Annotated in this window: 4 protein-coding genes; all 4 read right to left on the bottom strand. The window is 60.4% G+C overall.

Annotation, left to right across the window (positions count from 1 at the left end):
- Window positions 1-105: 105 nt before the first annotated feature.
- The 4 genes from CBW65_RS18060 to CBW65_RS18045 all read right to left on the bottom strand — a co-directional run bounded on the left by CBW65_RS18060 (window position 106) and on the right by CBW65_RS18045 (window position 23,557).
- Window positions 106-6,576 carry a non-ribosomal peptide synthetase gene (locus CBW65_RS18060; protein ID WP_087458021.1) on the bottom strand — a complete coding sequence of 2,157 codons (6,471 nt, stop codon included), beginning with the start codon at window positions 6,574-6,576 and terminating at the stop codon, window positions 106-108.
- A gap of 17 nt (window positions 6,577-6,593) precedes the next feature.
- A complete protein-coding gene (locus CBW65_RS18055) occupies window positions 6,594-12,986 on the bottom strand; it encodes a non-ribosomal peptide synthetase (protein ID WP_087458020.1) in 6,393 nt (2,130 codons plus the stop codon).
- 15 nt (window positions 12,987-13,001) lie between these two features.
- On the bottom strand, window positions 13,002-17,045 hold the full coding sequence (locus CBW65_RS18050; RefSeq protein WP_087458019.1) for a non-ribosomal peptide synthetase: 4,044 nt from the start codon (window positions 17,043-17,045) through the stop codon (window positions 13,002-13,004).
- A gap of 77 nt (window positions 17,046-17,122) precedes the next feature.
- Window positions 17,123-23,557, bottom strand: coding sequence for a non-ribosomal peptide synthetase (locus CBW65_RS18045; RefSeq protein WP_087458018.1), 6,435 nt, complete (start codon window positions 23,555-23,557; stop codon window positions 17,123-17,125).
- Between the last annotated feature and the right edge of the window lie 89 nt (window positions 23,558-23,646).

The following is a 23,646-nucleotide window of genomic DNA, read 5'->3' as shown; positions in this document are numbered from 1 at the left end:
ACGCTCCATTTTCTTAATATATATTAACTTTTATTTTATCACGATTTTCTGTGTTTGTGGATGAAAAAAAGAGTCTGAGCATTTACAGCCCGGACTCTTTTTGACTTACCGTTTTTTCTTGGTGCCGACGCGTTCCAGGCGTTTGTAAACCGGAGCCTGAACGGTTTCGGCCGCTTCGATCTCCTGCGCCAGTTCGGCGATGGTGGTTTTTTCGAAAAGGTCGCGGAGGTGCAGGGCGACTTTGAACTCGCTTTGTATTCTCGTGACCAGCTGTGTCGCCAGCAGTGAGTGGCCGCCGATGTCGAAGAAGTTGTCATGGACGGAGATCTCCTTGACGCGCAGCAGATCTGACCAGATCGCGACGAGACGTTCTTCGGTCGGGGTGCGCGGGGCGACGTACTCGGTGAGGCGTTCCCCCGCTTCCGGCGCAGGCAGCTGACGGCGGTCGACCTTGCCGTTTGGCGAGAGCGGGATCTGGTCGAGCTGCATGCAGAACGCCGGCACCATGTAGGCGGGCAGGTGTGCTTTCAGATAAGCGCGCACCTCGCCGAGGTCCGGCGTCTGGTCACGTCCCGCGACCAGATACGCCACCAGGCGTTTGTCGCCCGGCACGTCTTCGCGGGCGACGACTACGCACTCTTGGATCTCCGGGTGCTGAGTCAGCACCGCTTCGATCTCGCCCAGCTCAATGCGGAAGCCGCGGATCTTGACCTGGTTGTCGAGACGGCCGAGGTATTGGATCGTGCCATCCGCCAGCCAGCGCACACCGTCACCCGTTTTGTACAGAGGTTCACCGACAGCAAACGGATTGGGCAGGAAGCGCTCTGCGGTCAGGTCATCCCGGCCGAGATATCCTCGCGCCAGCACCGGTCCGCCGAGGTACAGTTCGCCTTGCACGCCGACCGGAACCGGCTGTATCGCCGCATCCAGCACATAGATCTTGGCATTGGCGATCGGACGACCGATCGACGGCAGCAGCGGCCAGGATTCGGCCTCCCCGTTCTGCAACGTGTGCGCCGTGACCACGTGGCTTTCGGTCGGGCCGTATTGGTTGCTTAGCGTGCAGTCTGGCAGCTCCGCGAAGAGGCTGCGGATCGCTTTCGTGATCTGAAGCTGCTCCCCTGCCGTAATCACTTCTTGCAGATCGCGCGGATACAGTTTGAGCTCGGCGCAGATCTCCGCCAGTTGCTGCAGGGCGATAAACGGCAGGAAGAGCCGCTCCACTTTTTCCGCGATCAGCACGTGCGGCAGTTCCAGCAGGTTGTGGCGCAGGGCTTCTTCGATCAGCACCAGCGTCCCGCCTGCAGACAGCGTCGCGAAGATCTCTTGGAACGACACGTCGAAGTTCAGCGACGTGAACTGCAAGGTGCGGGCATCCGCTTTGCGGGATTCGCCCTTCTGCCAGGCCAGCAGGTTCGCCACCGGGCGGTGCGGCATCGCCACGCCTTTCGGGCGGCCTGTCGAGCCAGAGGTGTACAAGATGTAGACCAGATCGTCGAGCCTGGCTTGGCTGACCGGGTTCTCCCCGCTTTCTTCGAGCAAGGAACGGTCGGTGTCCAGCTCGATCACTTGCACGCTGTCCTGCACTTCGGCCGCCATCACACCCTGCTGGGTCAGCAGGATCGGGATACGCGTTTCTTCCAAAATGAAACCGAGACGGTCTTTCGGATAGGCCGGATCGAGCGGCACATAAGCGCTGCCGGATTTGATGATCCCAAGCAATCCGATGATCATTTCGAGCGAGCGCTCCATCGACAGCCCAACCGGCACATCCGGCCCCGCTCCGAGCTTTTGCAGGCGGTGCGCGACTTGGTTGGCGCGCAGGTTCAGCTCGCGGTAGGTCAGGAGCTGTCCGTTAAACGTTACTGCTGCTGCGTCTGGCGTGCGTTCCGCTTGCATGGTGACCAGTTCGTCGATGCGGGCCAGCGGCAGGTCTTCCTGCGTGTTGTTCCAGTCGATGAGCAGCTGTTGACGCTCTTCCGCGCCCAGCCACGGCAGGTCGGCGATGCGCTGCTCCGGCTGTTCGGCAGCCGCTTCGAGCAAGGTGACAAAATGCTCGATCAGGCGGGTGATCGTCGTGCCCTCGAACAGGTCGGTGCTGTATTCGAGCCTGCCGGACAGTTCTCCGTTCGGATTCTCTTGCAGGAACAGATTGAGGTCGAACTTGGCCGTCTGGCTGTCGACTTCAAAGCCGCTCAGCGTGACGCCGGGGAGTTCAACATGCGTGTGCACCGCATTTTGCAGCACAAACATCGCCTGGAACAGCGGCGAGCGGCTCATGTCTCGCTCCGGCTGCAGCACTTCGACCAATTTTTCAAACGGCACGTCCTGATGCTCATAAGCCTGCAACGCGGTCTCTTTAACGCGTTCGACCAGCTCGGCAAACGTCGGTTGGCCGGACAGGTCGGTGCGCAGGACGAGCGTATTGACAAAGAAACCGATCAGTCCTTCGATCTCCTCACGCCCCCGACCTGCGATCGGGGAGCCAATCACGATATCGTCTTGGCCGGTATAGCGGTACAGCAAGGTGTTGAACGCTGCGAGCAAGGTCATGAACAGCGTCCCGCCTTTTTGCTGGCTCAGGCGATGCAGCTTGGCTGTCAGCTCGGCATCCATCAAGAACGTCTGGCTTGCACCATGCTCCGTTTGTACTGCCGGACGAGGGTGATCGGTCGGCATGTTCAGCACGGGCAGTTCGCCGCCGAGCTGATTTTTCCAATAGTCGAGCTGTTTTTGCAGCACTTCCCCTTGCAGCCACTCGCGCTGCCAGGCCGCGTAGTCGGCGTACTGAATCGGCAGTGCCTGCAAGAGCGGTGTTTGCCCCGCTGCCAATGCGCCGTACGTCTCGGAAATTTCTTGGACAATCAGCCCCATCGACCACTCATCGGCGATGATGTGGTGCAGGGTGAGCAGCAGCACATGGTCGTGTTCTCCCAACCGCAGCAGTTTCGCACGCAGCAGCGGTCCTTGCGCGAGATCAAACGGCTGTCTGGCTTCTTCCAATGCCAGTTGACGTGCCTCGTTGTCGTCTCGCACATCGGCCACCGGAAGGGAAACTTGCACATCGTCTGTGAAAATTTGTCTGGGCTGCCCGTCGACAATGCGGAACGTCGTGCGAAGCGACTCATGTCGTTGCACCATCGATTGGATGCTGGTTAACAACGCATCACCGTTCAGTGTCCCTTGCATCCGCACCGCAATCGGGATGTTATAGGTCGCCGTGTCCGCCAGCAACTGGTCGAGGAACCAGAGACGCTCTTGCGCGAAAGACAACGGCAGATGCTCGTCACGCGAGGCCGGCAAAATCGGCGGCGCTGTCACGGTGCGCTCCTGCCCTTCGATCAGGGCAGCCAGCTGGAGAATCGTCGGAGCTTCAAACAGGCAGCGCAGCGGCAATTGTGTCCCGAACCGGGAGTTCACCCGTGAAATCAGGCGCGTCGCCAGCAGCGAATGGCCGCCAAGGGTGAAAAAGTTATCTTGGACGCCGACTTGCTCGACTTGCAGCACTTCGGTCCAAATCGCGCAGACCTCAATTTCCAGCGGCGTCGACGGTGCCACGTATTCCGCCTTCACCGTCAGGCTGCTCTCGACTTCCGGGGCAGGCAAAGCTTTGCGGTCGATCTTTCCGCTTGGGGTAAGCGGCATGACATCGAGCTGGAGATAAACGGTCGGCACCATAAACTCCGGCAGCCGCGCGCTCAGAAAACCGCGCAGTTGGAGCGGGTCGGGCAGATGCTCCCCTTCTGCGACCAGATAGGCGATCAGCGTGTTATCACGGGCGATGACCACCCCTTCGCGGATGGCATCATGTTCGGCCAGTCGGGCTTCGATCTCGCCAAGCTCGACGCGGTAGCCGCGCACTTTTACCTGATGGTCGATGCGGCCCAGGAACTTGACCGTCCCGTCCGGCAAATAACAGGTGAGGTCGCCCGTCTTGTACAGCCTGCCCTCGCCATAAGGATTCGGAATAAACCGCTCGGCGGTCAACTCCTCCCGCCCGAGGTACCCCCTCGTCACACCGGGCCCGCCGATGTGCAGCTCGCCCGGCACGCCGATCGGCACGGGCTGCAGATGCGCGTCGAGGATATAGTGGGCGTAGTTCGCGATGGGACGGCCGAGCGGAATCGAGGTCATGTCGGTGTCTGTCACTTCATAATGAGCCGCGTAGACGGTCGTTTCCGTCGGGCCGTACCCGTTGAACAGCCTGACTCCGCTATGCTGTTTCAGTTGCTTGGCCAGCGCGGGAGGCAGCGCTTCACCGCCCAGGAGAATTTTTTTCAAAGGAGCAAGTGCGGCCAGTCCTCCCGGTGCCGCGACAATCATGCCCATCAGGGAAGGCGTACACTGCAAGAACGTCGCGTTGTGCCGCTGCAGTTGTTGACGCAGGGAGTATTCGCTGACCGAAAGAGCCGCTTCGCTGATTTCATGTTCGGAGAGCAGGATGATCTTGGCTCCGCGCGTCAAACTCCAGAACAGTTCGATGACGGAGATGTCAAATCCGATCGAGGTCAGCCCGAGAATCGCGTCTTGCTCTCCGCAGCCGATCGCTTCATCCATCCCGGTGAAGAGATGAGCGGCGTTGCGGTGTTCGACCATGACGCCTTTGGGCAGGCCGGTGGAGCCGGACGTGTAGATGATGTACGCCAGATGTTCCGGCTGCACGGGGCTTTCCGGATTGGGCAGGAAGCCGGATGGCTCTTCCCCGGTCACGGTCAGCACGTGTGCGTCATGCGGCGGCAGTTGCCCCGCCAAGGACGGCTGGGTCACGACCACTTTCGGCTTGGCGTCGCCGATCATAAAGGATAGTCGCTCCTGCGGGTAGCTCGGATCGAGCGGCAGATAGCCTCCGCCTGCTTTGTGCGTGGCCAGCAGCGCGATGAGCATTTCCGGAGAACGCTCCATGAAAATCCCGATGACATCATCCGGCCCGACGCCCTGCGCCTGCAAGAGCCCGGCGATCCGGTTGGCGCGGTTGTTCAGCTCGCGATAGGTAAGCGCCTGGTTTTCAAACACAAGTGCGATGGCGTCCGGAGTGCGCTCCACCTGCTCTTCGAAGAAGTGATGGATGCAGGCTTCACGGGACGGCACTGCCGTTTCGTTCCAATCGCGGAGCATCTTGATCTGCTCGTCATGCGGCAGGATCGGCAGCTGATGCAAAAATTGATCCGGGTTGTCGACGATGCCGCTGAGCAGTGTTTGGAAGTGGAGGATCATCCGCTCCACCGTCTCTTGGTCAAACAGGTCGGTGTTGTATTCCCAATGCCCTTCCAGCCCCTGCTCCGTCTCGAAGAAGGACAAGGTGATGTCAAATAATGCTGTCTTCGTGTCCATCGTCTCGATCTGCAACGTCAGGCCCGGCATGGACAGCGTGCGCTGCGTATTGTTTTGCAGGATGAACATCGCCTGAAACAGCGGCGAGTAGGCCATGTTGCGATCCGATTGCAGCACCTCGACCAGCTTTTCAAACGGCAGGTCCTGATGGGCAAACGCGTCGAGCGTTGTGCGGCGGACGTTTTCCAGCAAGCCGCGGAACGTCATTCCGCTCTCGACCCGGCTGCGCAGGACGAGGGTGTTGATAAACACGCCGACCAAGTCTTCGATCTCATGACGGTTGCGGTTGGCGATCGGCGAACCAACCAGGATATCGGTTTGCCCGGTGTAGCGGGCAAGGAACGTCTGGTAGGCGGAGAGCAAGGTCATGAACAGGGTCGTGCCTGTCTCCATGCTCAGTGTTTGCAAGGCGTCGGAAAGTGATCGGGACAGCATGAACCGGGTCGTCGCGCCGTTAAACGTCTGGGAGATCGGGCGCGGACGGTCGGTCGGCAGGTGCAGCGGTTCGAGTTCGCCGCCGAGCTGTTCGGTCCAGTAGTCGAGATGCTGCTGCAGGGCGGCCTGCTGCTCGGGCAGCTTTTGCCAATAAGCAAAATCACTGTATTGGACCTGCAGCTCAGGCAGCGGTGACGGCAGCCCGTTTTTGTAGGAGGCGTACAAGATCGAAAACTCGTTGATCAACACGCCAAGTGACCAACCGTCGGAGATGATGTGATGCATCGTGATCAGCAGGAGATGCTCTTCATCCGCTTTTTGGATGGTCGTCACGCGCACCAGCGGACCCTGGGTCAGGTCAAACGGGCGTCTGGCATCTTCCCGGGAGAGGCGTTCGGCTGCCTCGTCACGCTCGGCGAGCGGCAGATGGCGGATATCCAGCGTTTGGATCGAAACGGTGAGCTGGTCGTGGATCAAAAGCGTTGGCGTGCCATCTGTGACCTGAAAGGATGTGCGCAGCGCTTCGTGGCGGCGGACGACTTCGTTGATGGAGGTCGAAAGGAGGCTGTAATCAAGCTTGCCGGTGATCGAGACGACAAACGGGACGTTGTAAGCGGCAGCCTCCGGTTCCAGCAGTTCCATGATCCAGATCCGTTCCTGCGAGTAGGACAGCGGCGATTCCCCTTCCGGACGGCGGGGGATGCCCGTTTTTTTCTGAAGGGTGGAAGCGGGCATGACGGGGCCTTTGCCTTTGATTCGTTTCTCTAACAGCGCGCGCTGCGCCGGGGTTAGATTGGCTCTTTTGTCCATGCGGGCGAGATCTCCTTTTATCGTTTATTCCGGAAAGCGTCGCGGTTCATCGGTTTGATGATCGGAACTTGCACCGTTTCAACCGCTTTTACCACCTCTGCCAGTTCCGCGATGGTGTTTTTGTTAAAGAAGTCACGGAGACTGATCGAGACAGCAAATTCCTGTCGCACCATGGCAACGAGACGCGCCGCCATCAGCGAATGTCCGCCGAGATCGAAAAAGTTGTCATAGACGGAGATCTCCTTCACCCGCAACAGTTCCGACCAGAGCGCGGCGAGGCGCTCTTCTGTCTCATTGCGCGGGGCGACGTATTCGGTGATGCGCTCTCCCCGATCCGGAATCGGCAGCAGTCGGCGATCGATCTTGCTGTTTGGCGTGAGCGGAAACTTTTCAAGTTGCAGGTAAGCGGACGGAACCATAAAGGCAGGCAGGCGCTCTTTCAGGTAGTCCCGCAGTTCTGCCGCAGGGACGCGGTCTCCCACGTAATAGACAGCAAGCAGCTCGCCATCGTGAACGGCTGCCACCGATTGAGCGATCGAGGCGTGCTCATCCAGCACCGCTTCGATCTCGCCAAGTTCGATCCGAAAGCCGCGCAGCTTCGTCTGGTCGTCGAGTCGGGCCAGAAATTGGAGCGTGCCGTCTGCCAGCCAGCGCACTCGGTCGCCCGTCTTGTAGATGCGCCCGCCCCGTTGGAAGGGACTGGGCAAAAAGCGTTCCGCCGTCAGATCCGGGCGGCCGCAGTAGCCCCGTGCCAAGCAGTCGCCGCCGACATAGAGCTCGCCAGGCACACCAGCCGGCACCGGCTGCAACTGAACGTCCAACACATAGACCTCGACATTTGGCAAAGGACGGCCGATCGGCACGATCTTGCGTTCAGGGTCATGGCGGCACTCCCACCAGGTGGCATTGATCGTGACTTCGGTCGGCCCGTAGCGGTTGTGGAGCTGAACGTTCGGCAGCAGATTGAGCACCCGCTCCTGCAGTTCATACGGCAATGGTTCGCCGCCGCTCATCAAACGGCGCAGGCTCGTGCAAGTCAACACACCCGGTTCTGTTACAAACAGTTGGAGGATAGGCGGGATGAAATGCACCGTCGTGACTTGCTCTTTGTTGATTTGTTCGATCAGATAAGGGATGTCCGCCTGTCCGCCCGAACGGGCCAGCACCGTTTTGGCACCGCAGGACAGCGGCAGGAACAGTTCCCACACCGACACGTCGAAAGCAAAGTTAGCCTTCTGCAAGACGTGATCCGCCGCGCTCATCTGATAAAAATCGAGCATCCATTCGATGTAATTGCAAATGCTCTTGTGCTCGACCATGACTCCTTTAGGCACACCCGTCGACCCGGAGGTAAAGATCATGTAGGCAAGGTGGTTTGGCCCTGCCTGGCAGGTTGGATTAGTTGTGGGCAGCACATCCAATTCGCTCTGCAGCCCGGACAATTTTTCATCGGTCAAGACCAGCAAGGGATTGGCAATCCCGATCATGGCCGCGATGCGGTCTTGCGGATTGGCCGGGTCGATCGGCACATAGGCACCGCCAGCTTTTAAGACGGCCAAGGAGGCGATGACCATCTGTTCGGTGCGGTCGATACAGACGGCGACAAGCGTGTCTGCCGTGACGCCTTGCGCTTGCAGATAGTGCGCCAGCCGATTGGCCCGCTCATTGAGTTCCTGATAGGTCAGGCGCACGTCTCCGCTGATGACCGCTTCTGCGTTCGGCGTGCGGGACGCTTGCTCTTCAAAGCGCTGGTACAAGTACTTCGTTTCGACAGACTGTACATCGCCAACAGCCCATTCGGTCAGCAGCAGCTGTTCCTCGTCTGCCGTGAGCAGGCGCAGCTCGGAAAGCGCCGCATCCGGGCACTCGACGATGCTTTCCAACAGCACGGTCAAATGCTTTGCCATGCGTGCAATCGTCTCAGGAGCAAAAAGATCGATGTTGTACTCAAACTTCGCCGTCAGTTCCCCCCCTGTCTCCGCCATGGTCAGGGACAGGTCAAATTTTGCCGTGCCGCTGGTGACCGGTTGAGTGGTCAGAGTGAGACCTTCGACCTCCAAAGCGGTTTGCGGCTGATTCTGCAGGAGAAACATCGCTTGGAACAGCGGCGAGTAGCTCATGTTGCGTTTGGGCTGCAGCTCTTCGACCAGCCGTTCAAACGGCAGGTCCTGATGCGCGTATGCATCAAGTGCCATTCGGCGGACGCGGGCGAGCAGGTCGCGGAAGCTCCCCACGCCCGACAGATCGGTGCGCAGGACGAGCGTGTTGACAAAAAAGCCGATCAGCTTTTCGATCTCCTCGCGGCCCCGGCCGGCGATTGGCGAACCGATCAGGATGTCCTCCTGGCCGGTGTAGCGGTACAGCAAGGTGTTAAAGGCGGTGAACAAGGTCATATACAGCGTTGCGCCTTCCTGATGGCTCAGGCGGTTTAATTTCTCTGCCAATACTGCATCCACGTGGAAGGAGTGGCTCGCTCCCCGCCCGGTCAGCACCGCCGGTCGCGGGAAGTCGGTCGGCAGCTGCAAAATCGGCAGTTCACCGCCGAGCTGCTCTTTCCAATAGCCCAGCTGTTCGTCCAGCACGTCGCCTTGCAGCCACTCGCGCTGCCAGGCGGCATAATCCGCATATTGGATCGGCAGAGGCTGCATCAGCGGCATGTTTCCAGCCGTAAACGCACTGTACAGCGCCGCGATCTCTTCCACAAAAATGCCCATTGACCACTCGTCGGTGATGATGTGGTGCATGGTCAGCAGGAGCAAGTGGTCTTCCGGTGTTACCCGCAGCAATTTGGCCCTCACCAGCGGACCTTTCGCGAGATCGAACGGCGTTTGCGCTTCCTCCAGCGCCAAAGCGCGGGCTGCTTCCTCACTGTTCACATCGATCATAGGCACTGCAGCCTCCTGAAGATCTGTGAAAACCTGAATTGCCTGCCCGTCCACGATCTGGAGGGTCGTGCGCAGGGACTCGTGGCGGCTGATCATCGCCGCAAAGCTATTCACGAGCGCATCGCTGTCCAGTTTCCCTTGCATGCGAATCGAAGCTGAAATGTTGTAAGCTGCCGTATTGGGCTGCAACTGGTCAAGGAACCACAACCGCTCTTGGGCAAAGGACAGCGGCAGATGCTCATCCCGCGATACAGGCAACATGGGTGCTGCGGCATGAGTTCGATCCTGCCGTTCGATCACAGAAGCCAATTCGGCGATCGTCGGGGCTTCAAACAGGCTGCGCAGCGGCAACTGCGTGCCAAAGCGGCTGTTCACGCGCGAGATCATGCGCGTTGCCAGCAGAGAATGGCCCCCGAGGGTGAAAAAGTTGTCCCGAGCGCCAACTTGCTCCACGCGCAGCACATCTGTCCAGATCGCGCAAAGCTCCGTTTCAAGTGGAGTGGACGGCTCGACATACGTCTGTTCAAGCGTCAGACCAGCGTTCGCTTCCGGATCGGGCAACGCGTTGCGGTCGATCTTGCCGTTTGAAGTGAGCGGTAATGCATCGAGCCGCACAAAGCGGGTCGGCACCATGAACTCCGGCAGGCGTGCGCTGAGGAAACTGCGCAGGCCCAGCACATCGGGAATCTCCCCGGCTGTGACCACATAGGCGATCAGCGTGTTGTTCCGGGCGATCACCACCCCTTCGCAGATCGCGTCATGCTCGGCCAGACGTGCTTCGATCTCGCCAAGCTCCACCCGGTACCCGCGCACCTTCACCTGATGGTCAAGCCGGCCGAGGAACTTGACATTCCCGTCCGGGAGATAGCTGGCAAGGTCGCCCGTCTTGTAGAGTCTGCCTTCGCCAAACGGATTCTGAATGAAGCGCTCGCTGGTCAATTCCTCCCGCCCGAGGTATCCTCTCGTCACACCGGCCCCGCCGATGTGCAGTTCGCCCGGAACGCCGACCGGCACCGGCTGCAGCTGTGCGTCAAGGATGTAGAGCGTCTCGTTTGCGAAAGGTCGTCCGATCGGAAACGAACTCAGCTCAGGGTCGGTCACTTCGTAATAAGCCGAAATGACGGTTGTTTCTGTCGGTCCGTACATGTTGAAGAGACGAGCATTGGTATGCTGTTTCAACTGCTGTGCCAGCGCTTGGGGCAATGGTTCGCCGCCCAGAAGAATGTTGCGCAAAGGGGCGAGCGCAGCCGGCCCCCCTGACGCGGCGAGGATCAAACTCAACATCGAAGGCGTGCTTTGATAGATCGTCACCTTGTGCCGGAGCAGTTGATTGCGCAGGGAGTATTCGCCGACCGACAGGCCCGTTTCGCTGACTTCCCCCTCCGAAAGCAGGATGACTTTCGCCCCGCGCGTCAAGGTGTATAACAGTTCATTCACGGAGATGTCAAAGCCGATCGAAGCCAGCCCGAGGAACGCGTCTTCCGCTCCGCATCCAACCGCCTCATCCATTCCGGTGAAAAAATGTGCCGCATTGCGGTGTTCAACCATGACGCCTTTGGGCTGGCCGGTGGAGCCGGATGTGTAAATGATGTAGGCCAGATGCTCCGGCTGCACCGGACTGGCCGGATTCGGGAGGAAGCCGGACTGCGTTTCCCCGGTCATCACCAGCACCTGCTCGTCACGCGACGGCAGTTGTCCGGCGAGCGACGGCTGGGTCAGGATCGCTTTGGGCTTGGCGTCCCCGATCATAAAGGATAGTCGCTCCTGCGGGTAGCTCGGGTCGAGCGGCAGGTAGCCTCCCCCCGCCTTATGTGTGCCTAGCAAGGCGGGGAGCAGATCGGGCGAACGCTCCAGATAGATCCCGACCACATCATCCGGCCCTACGCCGGATGCCTGCAGCAGCCGGGCAACATGATTGGCGCGGTTGTTCAGCTCTCGAAACGTGAGCTGCTGATCTTCAAACACCAGTGCAATCGCATCCGGAGTGCGTTCGACCTGCTCTTCAAACAGCTGATGGATGCAGGCTTCACGGGACGGAATGGCCGTGTCGTTCCATGCACAGAGCATCTTTTGCTGCTCGTCATGCGTCAGGAGCGGCAGGTTGTGCAAAAGTTGATCCGGGTTGTCGACGATGCCGCTGAGCAGCGTTTGGAAATGGAGGATCATCCGGTCCACCGTCTCCGGGTCAAACAGATCGGCATTGTATTTCCAAGTTCCTTCCAGACCCTGCTCGGTCTCGTAGAAGGACAAGGTGATGTCAAACAACGCCGTTTTGGTGTCCAGCATCCCTGCCTGCAACGTCATGCCGGGCATGGACAGCGTGCGCTTGGCGTTGTTTTGCAGGATGAACATGGTCTGGAACAGCGGCGAGTAAGCCCTGTTGCGGTCATGTTCCAGCGCTTCGACCAGTTTTTCGAACGGCATGTCCTGATGAGCAAACGCGTCGAGGGTTGTGCGGCGCACGTGATCCAGCAATTCGCGGAACATCATGCCGCTTTCGATCCGGCTGCGATGAACAAGCGTGTTGATGAACACGCCGACCAGATCTTCGAGCTCCTGGCGATTGCGGTTGGCGATCGGCGAACCGACGAGGATGTCGCTTTGACCCGTGTAGCGGGCGAGGAACGTCTGGTAGGCGGCGAGCAGCGTCATGAACAGAGACGTGCCGGACTCCACGCTCAATTGGTACAGAGCATCGGAAAGCGGTCTGGACAACTGAAAGACGGTCGTCGCGCCGTTGTAGGTCTGGCTGGCCGGACGCGGACGGTCGGTCGGCAACTGCAAGGGTTCCCGTTCGCCGCCGAGCTGCTGTTGCCAGTAGTCGAAGTGCTGCTGCAGGGCGGCTTGCTGCTCGGGAAGTTTCTGCCAATACACGAAATCGCTGTATTGAATCGGCAGCTCCGGGAGCGGCGAGGGCAGCCCGTTTTTAAAGGAGGCGTACAGGAGCGAAAACTCGTTGATCAGCACGCCAATCGACCATCCGTCGGAGATGATGTGATGCAGCGTAAACAGCAGCAGATGCTCCTCGGCGGCCTTTTGAATCGTCGTCACGCGCAACAGCGGGCCTTGGATCAGATCAAAAGGACGACTGGCATCTTCCCGCGCCGTTCGTTCGGCCGCGTCATTTCGCTCCGCTTCCGGCAGATGGGTGAAGTCGTACTTTTGAATCGGGATGTCGAGCTCCTTGTGAATCACCAGCGTTGGCATGCCGTCTGTGTCCTGGAAGGTGGTGCGCAGCGCTTCATGGCGGCGCACTACCTCGTTGATGCTTTTCGACAGAAGCTCATGGTCGAGCACACCGCTGATCGTCACGACGTATGGGATGTTATAAGCATCAGCATCCGGCTCCAGCTGTTCCATGAACCAGATCCGCTCTTGCGAATAGGACAAAGGTGACTCCCCTGCCGGACGGCGGGGAATACCCGTTTTCTTATGGTCGGAAGCAGGCATGAGCGGGCCTTTGCCTTTGATGCGTTTTTCTAACAGTGCGCGTTGTGCCGGGGTGAGACTGGCTCTTTTGTCCATGCGGGGGGTCTCCTTTTACTTGGCAAGCTGGTCCGCAAGTGTTTTCACATGCGGCGGCTGCAGCAGACCGTAGTGGTCGGCCGCTAGATGTTGGATTTGCAACTCCCCTGTGATCAGTTCCTGCCAGCCATGGGCGGGATCGCCTGCCGCGTTGGAACGGTAGAGCAGCAGGTCACCTGCGTAGGGAGCAGGCTGGTATTGAGTGTAGGCTTCAATGTTGGTTTTGAAGACCGACCAGAGACGGCGCAAGTTTTCGAGCTCGATCGGGAACGGCAGTTGGCGCTGCAGGAATTGGAGCGCTGCCTCTTCGCTTTCGATCGCGGCGGATGGCACTTCCGGGTCTCGTCCGCCAAGCAGATCGCGGGCGAACAGCGCGAGCAGGGTCAGGCTGTCCGCTTGCAGTTGGTACGCCGGCACGGGGGCCAGCGAATCGAAGAGCGCGAGGCGTTCGATCTGCTCGCCTTGCTGCCGAAGCTGCTGGGCCAGTTCGTAGGCGATGGTGCCGCCGAGCGACCAGGCTCCGATTTTGTACGGGCCGTGGGGCTGGATGGAACGGATCGCGGTCAGGTAGGCGGCGGCCAGCTCTTCGATGCTGGTGAAAGGCTCTTCTTCCGGCTCCAGACCGCAGGCTTGCAGGCCGTAGAAGGGCTGGTCGGGGCCAAGCGCCTGGGCCAGCTCAGAATAGCTGAACACCGTGCCGCCCACCGCATGGATGCAGAAAAAGGGTGTCCGGGAGCCGTGCGGCTGGATGTTGACCAGCGGCGACCAGCGTTTGACGCGCTCTTGGCGCAGCAGGTCCGCAAGGTGCTCGACGGTGCCGCCTTCGAACAGGGCGGCGAGCGGAAGCGATTGGCGGAAACGGGCGGTGATCTGCGTCATCAGGCGCACGGCGAGCAGCGAGTGTCCGCCGAGGCTGAAAAAGTTGTCGGTGACACCGATGCCGGTGACGCCGAGCAGTTCTTCCCAGATCGCGACGAGTTCGCGTTCGAGGTCGCTGCGCGGGGCAACGCGGGTCTGATCCGTTTCCAGACGGATGCCCGCAGGCGACGGAAGCGCGCGGCGGTCGAGTTTGCGGTTGGCGTTGAGCGGCATCGCGTCAAGATGCAGGAACAGCGACGGGATCATGTATTCCGGCAACTGGTCGTGCAGGAAAGCGCGCAGTTCACTTGCGGTCGGCGCAGGCTGTTGGCGGGCGACGACGTAGGCGACGAGTCGTTTGTCGCCCGGCGTGAGTTCATGCGGGACGACGGCCGCTTCGAGCACGTTCGGGTGCTGGCGGAGCATGCTTTCGATCTCGCCCGGCTCGATGCGGTAGCCGCGGATTTTGACTTGGTGATCCAGGCGACCGAGGTACTCCAAGTTGCCGTCTGGCAGCCAGCGGGCGCGGTCGCCCGTTTTGTAAAAGAGCTCCCCTTCGTGCTGTATGAAGCGCTCAGCGGTCAGGTCGGGGCGGTTGAGATACCCGTCGGACAGGCAGACGCCGCCGATGCACAGCTCGCCGGGCACGCCGAGCGGAGCAAGTTGGTGTTGGCCGTCCAAAATGCGGACTTCCGCGCCTGTGACCGGGCGTCCGATCGGCGGCAGGGTGTCTTGTGTCTGCGCGGGCAGACGGAAAGACGTCACCACGTGGGACTCGGTGGGGCCGTAGTGGTTGTAGAGCGTGCAGTCGGGCAGGCGCTCCAGCAGACTGCGGATCGGGGCGGTGAGCTGGAGCTGGTCGCCTGCGGTGTAGATTTCCTGCAGGTGCAGCCCGGTGTCGGGCAGGGCTTCTGCCGCTTCAGCGAGCTGCTGGAACGCGACGTAGGGCAGGAAAAGGCGTTCGACGCGCTGCTCGGACAGGTACGGGATCATCCGCATCGGGTCTTTGCGCACCGCTTCGTCGATCAGAACAAGCGTGCCGCCGGAGCAGAGCGTGGAGAAGATCTCCTGCACGGAGACGTCGAAGGTGACGGTCGCGTACTGGAGCGTCCGCTGCCCTGCCGTGAAGGAGGCATCTTGGAGCTGCCAGCGGATCAGATTGCTGATCGCGCGGTGCGGCATGACAACGCCTTTGGGCTGCCCGGTTGTGCCGGAGGTGTAGAGGACGTAGATGGTGTTGTTGGGCCTGACGGCGGGAAGTTCGAGCCTGTCGGCGTTTTGTTGAGTCGTAAACGAAGTATCGAATATCTGAATGGTTTCAGTTGTACATGCGATAGAGTTTGCTTCGGTGATCTGTGCAGTTACTTTTGCGTTTTGTTCAGATGAACATGCAATTGCGTCTGACTTTGTGATTAGCGCAGATACTTTTGCATCTTGTAGGATGAAATCTTGGCGTTCTTGCGGGTGGGTGGGGTCGATTGGGACGTAGCCTGCACCTGCCTTCAGAACACCGAGAATACTGATAATGAGCTCAGGCGAACGATCAAGGCGGATGCCGACGAGGGCTCCGGGGCCGATGCCTTGGGCTTGGAGACGGAGAGCCAGTGCGTGAGCCTGGTCGCTGAGTTCTGCATAGGTAAGGCTTTGCTCGCCCATGAGAACCGCTTGGGCATCAGGCGTTTGGGCTGCTTGGGCTTCAAATAGCTGGTGTACGCAGGCGTCGTCTTGGTGGCCTTCCTCGCTTCCCCGGCCAAGGACGCTAAGCGTCTGTCGCTCGGCGGCGGGGATGAGGTTGAGTTGGCTCACCGGCTGCTGCGGGCTGCTGACGACGCTGTTCAATAGCTCGCGGTAGTGGGTCAGCATGCGCTCCACGGTCTCCCCTTCGAACAGGTCGGGGCTGTAATCGAGTGCACAGGTCAGGCTGCCGTTGGTGTCGCCAACGGTGAGCGAGAGGTCGAACATCGCCGTCTCCACTTCCACCGGCACCGGGAGCCAGGTCAGCTCCGGCAGGTGCATCTCCGTGTACAGCTCGGGCAGATAGCGGAAGAACGCTTGGAAGAGCGGCGTCTGGCTCAGGCTGCGCTCGACTTGCAGCTCTTCGACCACTTTTTCAAAGGGGACGTCCTGGTTCGCAAAGGCGTCGAGAGACACTTGGCGCACCTGCTGCAGCACCTCGCGGAAGGTCTGCCCGCCCCCCACGCGCACGCGAAGGGACAACGAGTTGATGAACAGCCCGATCAACCCTTCCATCTCGCCCCTGCTCCGGCCTGCGATCGGCGTGCCGACGGAGAGATCCTCTTGTGCCGTGTAACGATGCAACAGCACGTGATACGCCGTCAAGAGCAGCATGAACAAGGTCACGCCTTCCGCTTCACACAGCTCCTTCAGCCGCGCGGTGAGATCGTCCGGCAGCGGGAGCTTTTTTTGCGCGCCGCGCGCGGACTGCTTGGGCGGGCGCGGATGGTCGGTGGTCAGCTGCAGAGCGGGCGGGTTGTCGCCGAGCTGAGTTTTCCAATACTCGAGCTGTCCCTTCAGCAGTTCCCCTTGCTCCCCCTGCCATTTAGCATAGTCCGCATATTGAATCGGGAGCTCGGGAAGCGGTGAAGCTTTGCCATGGTAAAAGGCGTCGTACAGCACCGTCATCTCCTGCAGGAGGATGCCAAGCGACCACCCGTCGGCGACGATGTGGTGCAAGGTGAGCAGCAGAATATGATCGTCTTCGGCAAAGCGCAGCAAGGTCGCTCGCAGCAAAGGCCCTTTTTCCAAATCGAAAGGCTTGCTGGCCTCTTCACGGGCATAGCGGCGCCAGTCTGCTTCCGCGATGTCGAGCACCGGGATCGTCAGCGTCAACTCTCCGGCGACCGCTTGATACGGCACGCCGCCTTGGGAGCGGAACGTGGTGCGGAGCGCTTCGTGGCGGGAGATAATCGCCTGCAAGCTCCGCGTCAGCACATCCATCCGCAGCTTGCCGCGCATCTTGATAATCGACGGCACGTTGTAGACAGGATTGCCGGGCTGCAGGCGGTCGAGGAACCACAGACGGGCCTGGGCAAAAGACAGCGCGGCCGTTTCGGCCGGCTCGCGCTTGGCGATGCCGGTGTTGGCAGTTTTGACTTCGCCGCGCAGACGTTTTTCGAGCAAGGCCCGCTTGTCGGCAGACAGGTTGGAGCGTCGTTGCAGCAGGTCTGTTTTGCGATCCATGATGTCACCTACCTCTTTAGGATGAAGGAACCCCTTGCAGGGGGAGCAAGGGGGTTGTGGTTGTGATGTCAGACCGGTCAGCGCTTGGTGCGCTTGGTCCCGCGCTGCAAGCGCTGGATCGGCGCGTCGCTGAGCAGAGCGGCGGCCGGCTGCGGCGCAAGTTTGCGCTGCTCCACTTCCAGCGCCAGTCCCGCGACGGTCGGGCGTTCGAACAGGGAGCTCAGCGGCAGTTCCACTTCAAAGCTGTGGCGGACGCGGGAGACGATCTGCGTGGCGATCAGCGAGTGGCCGCCGAGGGTGAAGAAGTTGTCGTGCACGCCAACTTGGTCCAGCTTGAGCACTTCGCAGAAGATCGCGGCCAATGTTGCTTCCGTCTCATTGCGCGGCGCGACATAGTTGTCAACGTTGCCGCGCACCCGCTCCGGCTTGGGCAGGGCTTTGCGGTTGACTTTGCCGTTCGCCAGGCGCGGCAGGGCATCGAGGAACAGGTAGACGCCCGGCACCATCGCTGCCGGGAGATGGCGCTCCAGATGGGCGCGCAGGTCTTCTGCTGTCGCGTCCTGCCCCGCGTGTAATACGCTGTAGGCGGCGAGCTGCGTCTGGCCGCTCGCGTCTTTCCAGTCGATGACGGCGCAGGCTTCGACCGCTTCGTGGCGCAGGAGCACGGCCGACAGTTCGTGCAGGTGGACCCGCACGCCGCGCACTTTGACCTGATCGTCAACGCGGCCGAGGATTTCCAAGCTGCCGTCCAGACGGTAGCGCCCTTTGTCGCCGGTGAAATACAGCTTGTCGGCCGGATCTTGCGGGCGGAACGGGTTGGGAACAAATTGTTTGTTCTCTTCCGGCGCGTTGACATAGCCAAGCGTGCGGAACGGTGTGCGCAGGACGATCTCGCCTTGCTCGCCGATGCCCGCGAGTTGCCCGGCGGTATTTAGCACCAGCGCCTGTGTGTCCGGGAAGGCAACACCGGCCGGTTGGATACCAGCGACAGGCTGTTTCGGCACGACATAATAGCATTTGACCATCGTCGTCTCCGTCGGGCCGTACAGGTTGATGATGTCGCCGTGCTCCGGGAATGCGCCGCGCAGCCGGTTGACCAGCACGTCGGTCAACGGTTCGCCTGCGAGGAACAGATGGCGCAAAGAGCGCAAGGTGATGCCGTCCGGGTGGTCGGCCGCCCAGAGCTGCGCGACCGACGGGACGGTGTGCAGCACGGTCACTCCGGTGCGCTCCAGCCACGGCAGGATCACGTCACCGCCGAGGTCGTCCGTCACGTCGGGCAGGCACAGCGTGGCCCCGCTGGTCAGCGGCAGGAACACGTCGCGCAGCACCGCATCAAACGACAGGTGGATCAGCTGCGCCACGCGGTCGGACGGGCCGATGTCAAACGTGCTGCGCTGCCAGGCGAGGAAGTGATTGAGCCCTTTGTGCGTGCCCAAGACGCCTTTTGGCACGCCGGTTGTCCCCGATGTGAAGAAAATGTAGGCCGGGTCGTCCGCGGCCAGTTCTGGCAGCACAGTATCGGCCGGAGCCGCTGTTTCGAGGCGGCCCGTGTCAGGATCAAGGGATATGATGTCAAAATCAGGCCAGTCAGCTGCGAGCGACGTTCGGCTGACGGTGAGCAGATGTTTCGCTTTCGACTGCTCCACCATCACCGCCTGACGATGCTGCGGGAGTTGCGCGTCGATTGGCACCAGCACGCAGCCGCTGTTCAGCACGCCGAGCATCGCAGCGACAAAACCGAAGCTGCGCATGCCAACAATCGCCACGGCATCGCCGCGCTTTGCCCCGTTTGCCACCAGCAGGCGGGAAAGGTCGGCGGCGCGTTCATGCAGTTCCTGATACGTCCACCGTTCCTCCCCTTGCATGACGGCAGGCTGGTCAGGCGCGTGTGTTGCCCAATTTGCAAACAGCTCACGAACAGACGGATACTGCGGTTCCAAGATCGGTGCGGCCGGGTCGGGCAGAATGGCGCGGGACGCTGCCGTGTGCAGCGTGTACGCGTTCACCGCACAGTCCACATTGGCGGTCACCTGCTCCAGCAGGGAGTGGAACTGCTCCATGAAGCCTTGCATCCGCTCTTGGGAGAAGAGCGCCGATTGGTAGACCAGGCTCAGGCGCAACTGCTCCTCCTGCTCGGAGATATACAAGGTCATCAGGAACTTGGAAGCCGTCTCCTCTCCCCTGTCCAGCCCGGAGAGGGTCAGTCCCGGCAAGTTCAGTTCGCTGCTTGGCGTGTTGACAAAATTGACCATGACGTCAAACACCGGGTTGCGATTCAAGTTGCGGTCGGGCTGAATTTCCTCGACGATCTTCTCGAACGGAACTTCCTGGCGGGCAAACGCTTCCAAAGTCGTTTCGCGCACGCGGTCGAGCAGCTCGCGGAATGTTGGCTCACCAGAAAAGTCGCTGCGCAGGGCGAGCGTGTTCAACAGCAGGCCGATCAGCCCTTCCGTCTCGACGAGGCCACGCCCGGCGATCGGGGTGCCGACGATGATGTCGTCCTGCCCGGTCAGTCGTGCAAGCAGCGTCTGGAAGGCGGCTGTCAGCGTCATAAAGGGAGACGCGCCTGCATCCCGGCTCAATTTTTTCAAAAGTTGAGTCATCGCGGCGGAGAGGATCACGACTTCGCTGGCGCTCTGTCCATGGTTGAGTTCTGCAGAACGGTCGGTCGGCAGCTCCAGAACGGGCAGGTCGCCGCCGAGTTTCGTTTTCCAGTAGGACATCTGCTCGCTCAGCACTTCGCCCTGCATCCAGCCGCGCTGCCAGATCGCATAGTCGGCAAACTGCACGGGCAGTTCGTGGAGCGGAGAAGGCAGTTGTTGTGAGAACGCGCCGTACAGCGCAACAAACTCTTGGATCAAGACGCTCATCGACCAGCCGTCGGAGATGATGTGGTGCATGTTGACGAGCAGCGCATGCTCCTCAGCGTCCAAGCGCACAAGCGTGGCCCGCAGGAGCGGCCCTTGCTGCAGGTTGAACGGTGCGGACGCATCCTCGCCCACGAGGCGCTTCAGCTCCGCTTCACGGTCTGCACGTTCAGATGCGCTCAGGTCGATCCACCGCACGTTCAGTTCGGCATGCGGCGCGATCACTTGCACCGCCTGCTCCTCCACCTCGTGGAACGTGGTGCGCAGCGACTCATGGCGGTGCACGATCTCATTGAAACTGCGGCAAACCGCTTCCACATCCAGCGCCCCGTGCAGTTTCAAAGCGGCCGGCATGTTGTATGCGTTGCTGCCCGGCGTCAACTGGTCGAGAAACCACAGGCGCTGCTGGGCGTAGGACAGCGGGATTACCGCGCCGCGCACCGCTTTGACGAGCGGAGGCAGTTGCACGGCCGTCACGCTCGGGTCGTCGCCGCTCAGCAGTTTGGCGAGCCCGGCGACTGTGGGATGCTCGAACAAGGCCCGCAGCGGCAACTCTGCCGCAAACACTTCGCGGATGCGGGACACGAGACGCGCCCCGAGCAGCGAGTGGCCGCCCAGCTCGAAGAAGTGGTCGTTCGCGCCTACCTGCTGCACGCCGAGCAGTTCGGCATAGAGCACGGCCAGTTTTTCTTCCGCATCACTTCGCGGCGCGATATACTCTCCCGCCTGCTCCAGTCGGCCCTCCGGCGCGGGCAAGGCGCGGTAGTCGACTTTTTGGTTGGCGTTGAGCGGAATTTCCTCCAGCGAGACAAACGCGCTCGGCACCATGTAGTCCGGCAGCTTGTCCTGCAAAAAGGCGCGGATGCTGCCTGCAGCAACGTCTGCCGCCGGATCGAGGATCAGATACGCGACAAGGCGCTTCAGTCCCGGTGCGTCTTCCCTTGCCATCACGACCGAACGGATCACCGCCGGATGCTGCTCGATCACCGCTTCCACTTCGCCCGGCTCGATGCGGAACCCGCGGATTTTCACCTGGTTGTCGATGCGGCCCAGAAATTCCAGCGTGCCGTCTGCCAGCCAGCGCACGAGGTCGCCCGTCTTGTACAAGCGGTCACCCGCACGGAACGGGCTAGGTACAAAATTCGCTCCGGTCAGCTCCGGGCGGTGCAGATACCCTAGCGCCACACCCGCGCCGCCGACATGCAGTTCGCCCGCCACGCCGATCGGCACCGGCTGCAGGCGGCTGTCCAGCACATAGACGGTCGTATTGGCGATCGGACGCCCAATCGGCAAACTCGTGCCAACATCGGCCGCTCGTTGCACTTCGTGCGCGGTGGCGACAGAGGTGACTTCGGTCGGCCCGTACAGATTGCGAACCGGGATGCCCAACTGCTCCACCACTTTTTTCACATGCGGCGCAGAGATGACATCGCCGCCCGACGCGAGCAGGCGCAGGCCGCGCAGACCGTTCAGGTTGGTGTCGACCATCTGATGGAACAGCCCGGCCGTCAAAAACAGCACCGTCACGCCCTGCTCCTGCACGGCGTGCCCGATCTCTTCGACAGATGCATGATCGGGCGGATAGACATACAGCGTCGCACCGCTGAGCAGCGCTCCCCAGATTTCCACCGTCGATGCGTCAAACGAGATCGGCGCGTACTGGAAGGCCACATCGTCCGCCGTGTACGGAAGCGCCGCCGTCGGTCCGCAGCAGAGCCGCACGATCCCGCGATGCGGCACCAAAATGCCTTTGGGCTGGCCCGTCGTGCCGGACGTGTACATCACGTACGCCACGCTGTCCGGAGTCACCGCCAAGGGCAGATCATCCCCGTTTTCCCGCGCGATCTCTTCGCTTGTCTCCGAATCGTCCAGGCAGACCATGCGTGCGTCATGCGACGGCAATTGTCCGGTCAAATGCTGTGTGGTCACCATCACTTGGATGCCGGTGTCCTCCAGCAGGTATGACAGTCGCTCCGCCGGATATGCGGTGTCAAAAGGAACATATGCGCCGCCCGCCTTCAAGATGGCGAGCATGGCGACATACAATTCTGTCGAACGCTCAATCGCCAGCCCGACCAGTTGTCCAGCGCCGATGCCGATTTTTTGAAGATGCCGCGCCAGGCGGTTAGAACGCTCGTTTAGTTCGCGGTAGGTCACGGTCTCGCTGCCAAAGCGGACTGCCGTTTTCTCTGGCGTTTGCGCTGCCTGCCGTTCAAACAGCGCATGGACGGGCAGGGCCGGAAGATCTGTTTCGGTGCGGTTCCATTCCACGAGCAGTAGATGACGCTCTTCCTCAGTCAAAAGCGGCAGGTCAGCAAGTTTCTGATCCGGCTGCTCCGCAATCTCGCTCAAGATCCGGCTGAAATGCCCGCTCATCCGCTGCATGGTCGCTTCGTCAAACAGATCGGCGTTATATTCAAAGGTGGCATAAAGTGTGTCTTGGAGTTCCTGCATGTTCACGAGCAGATCAAACTTGGCCGTTCCGCCGTCCACGATGATCTGCTTAAACGTGATACCTTCCACTTCCAAGCTGCCCACCGGCGCGTTTTGCAAGGAGAACATCACTTGGAACAACGGCGAATGGCTCAAGTTGCGCTCCGGCTGCAGGTCGGCGACGATCATTTCAAACGGCACTTCCTGATGGGCAAACGCTTCCAGCGTCGTTTGCTTGACCCGTCGCAGCAGCTCGGCGAAAGTCAAGTCGCCCGCCAAATCGGTGCGCATGACCAATGTATTGATGAAAAAGCCGATCAACGGCTCTAACTGTGTATTGTTGCGTCCGGCGACCGGCGAGCCGACCAGCAGATCCTGTTGCCCGCTGTAGCGGCTGAGCAGGAGTTTGAAGGCGGCCAGATAGATCATATAGGCGGTGGCGCCTTCGCGCCGGCCCAGGACGGTCAGCTTTTCCTTGATCCCATGCGGCAAAACAAAATCGATCGTATGCCCGCGATGCGTCTGCACCGCCGGACGCGGACGGTCGGTCGGCAGTTGGAGCACGCTGCGTTCCCCGCCCAGCTTTTGCCGCCAGTAGGCAAGTTTCTCTTCGAGCAGTTCACCTTGCAGCGTATCGCGCTGCCAGACGGCATAGTCGGCATATTGAATCGAAAGCTCCGGCAAGGGCGACGGGCGGCCTGTGGCAAACGCCTGATACAGAGCGCCGATCTCCCGGATAAATACCCCCTGCGACCAGCCGTCCGAAATGATGTGATGCATGGTCAGCAACAGCACATGATGCTCCGGACCGGCCTTGAGCAACAGCAGACGGGACAGCGGCCCTTTTTCCAAATCAAACGAATGGGCGCGCTCTTGTATGGCAAACGCCTGAATCTCCGCTTCCACATCCTCAGCCTCTTGAATGTCCAGGATGTTGAGCGGGCGATAGTTGGCTTCTTTTATGAGTTGCATCGGCTCGCCGTCTTGCAGGGCAAACACGGTGCGCAGCGATTCATGGCGGAAGATCATCTCGTTATAGCTCTTTTCCAGCGCCTGAACGTTCAGCTTGCCGGTCAGACGCATCACCATCGGCATGTTATAGAGCGGCGACCCCGGGTCCAATTGATCGATCAGCCACATACGCTGCTGCGCAAAAGACAGCGGCATCGCAATGTCTTCCATCGTGTCGTCATACCAGAGTTCTTGCATATCTATCACACCTCCATTAGAGAGAAAGAGCTCTAAGTGAATATCGTTCGATTCCTTAATAATAATTACGACATGAAGCGGCCACTTCC

This window comes from Tumebacillus avium, assembly GCF_002162355.1.
Lineage (GTDB): Bacteria > Bacillota > Bacilli > Tumebacillales > Tumebacillaceae > Tumebacillus_A > Tumebacillus_A avium.
Note: the sequence above shows the minus strand (reverse complement) of the source record. Positions and strands in the feature narration are given on the sequence as shown.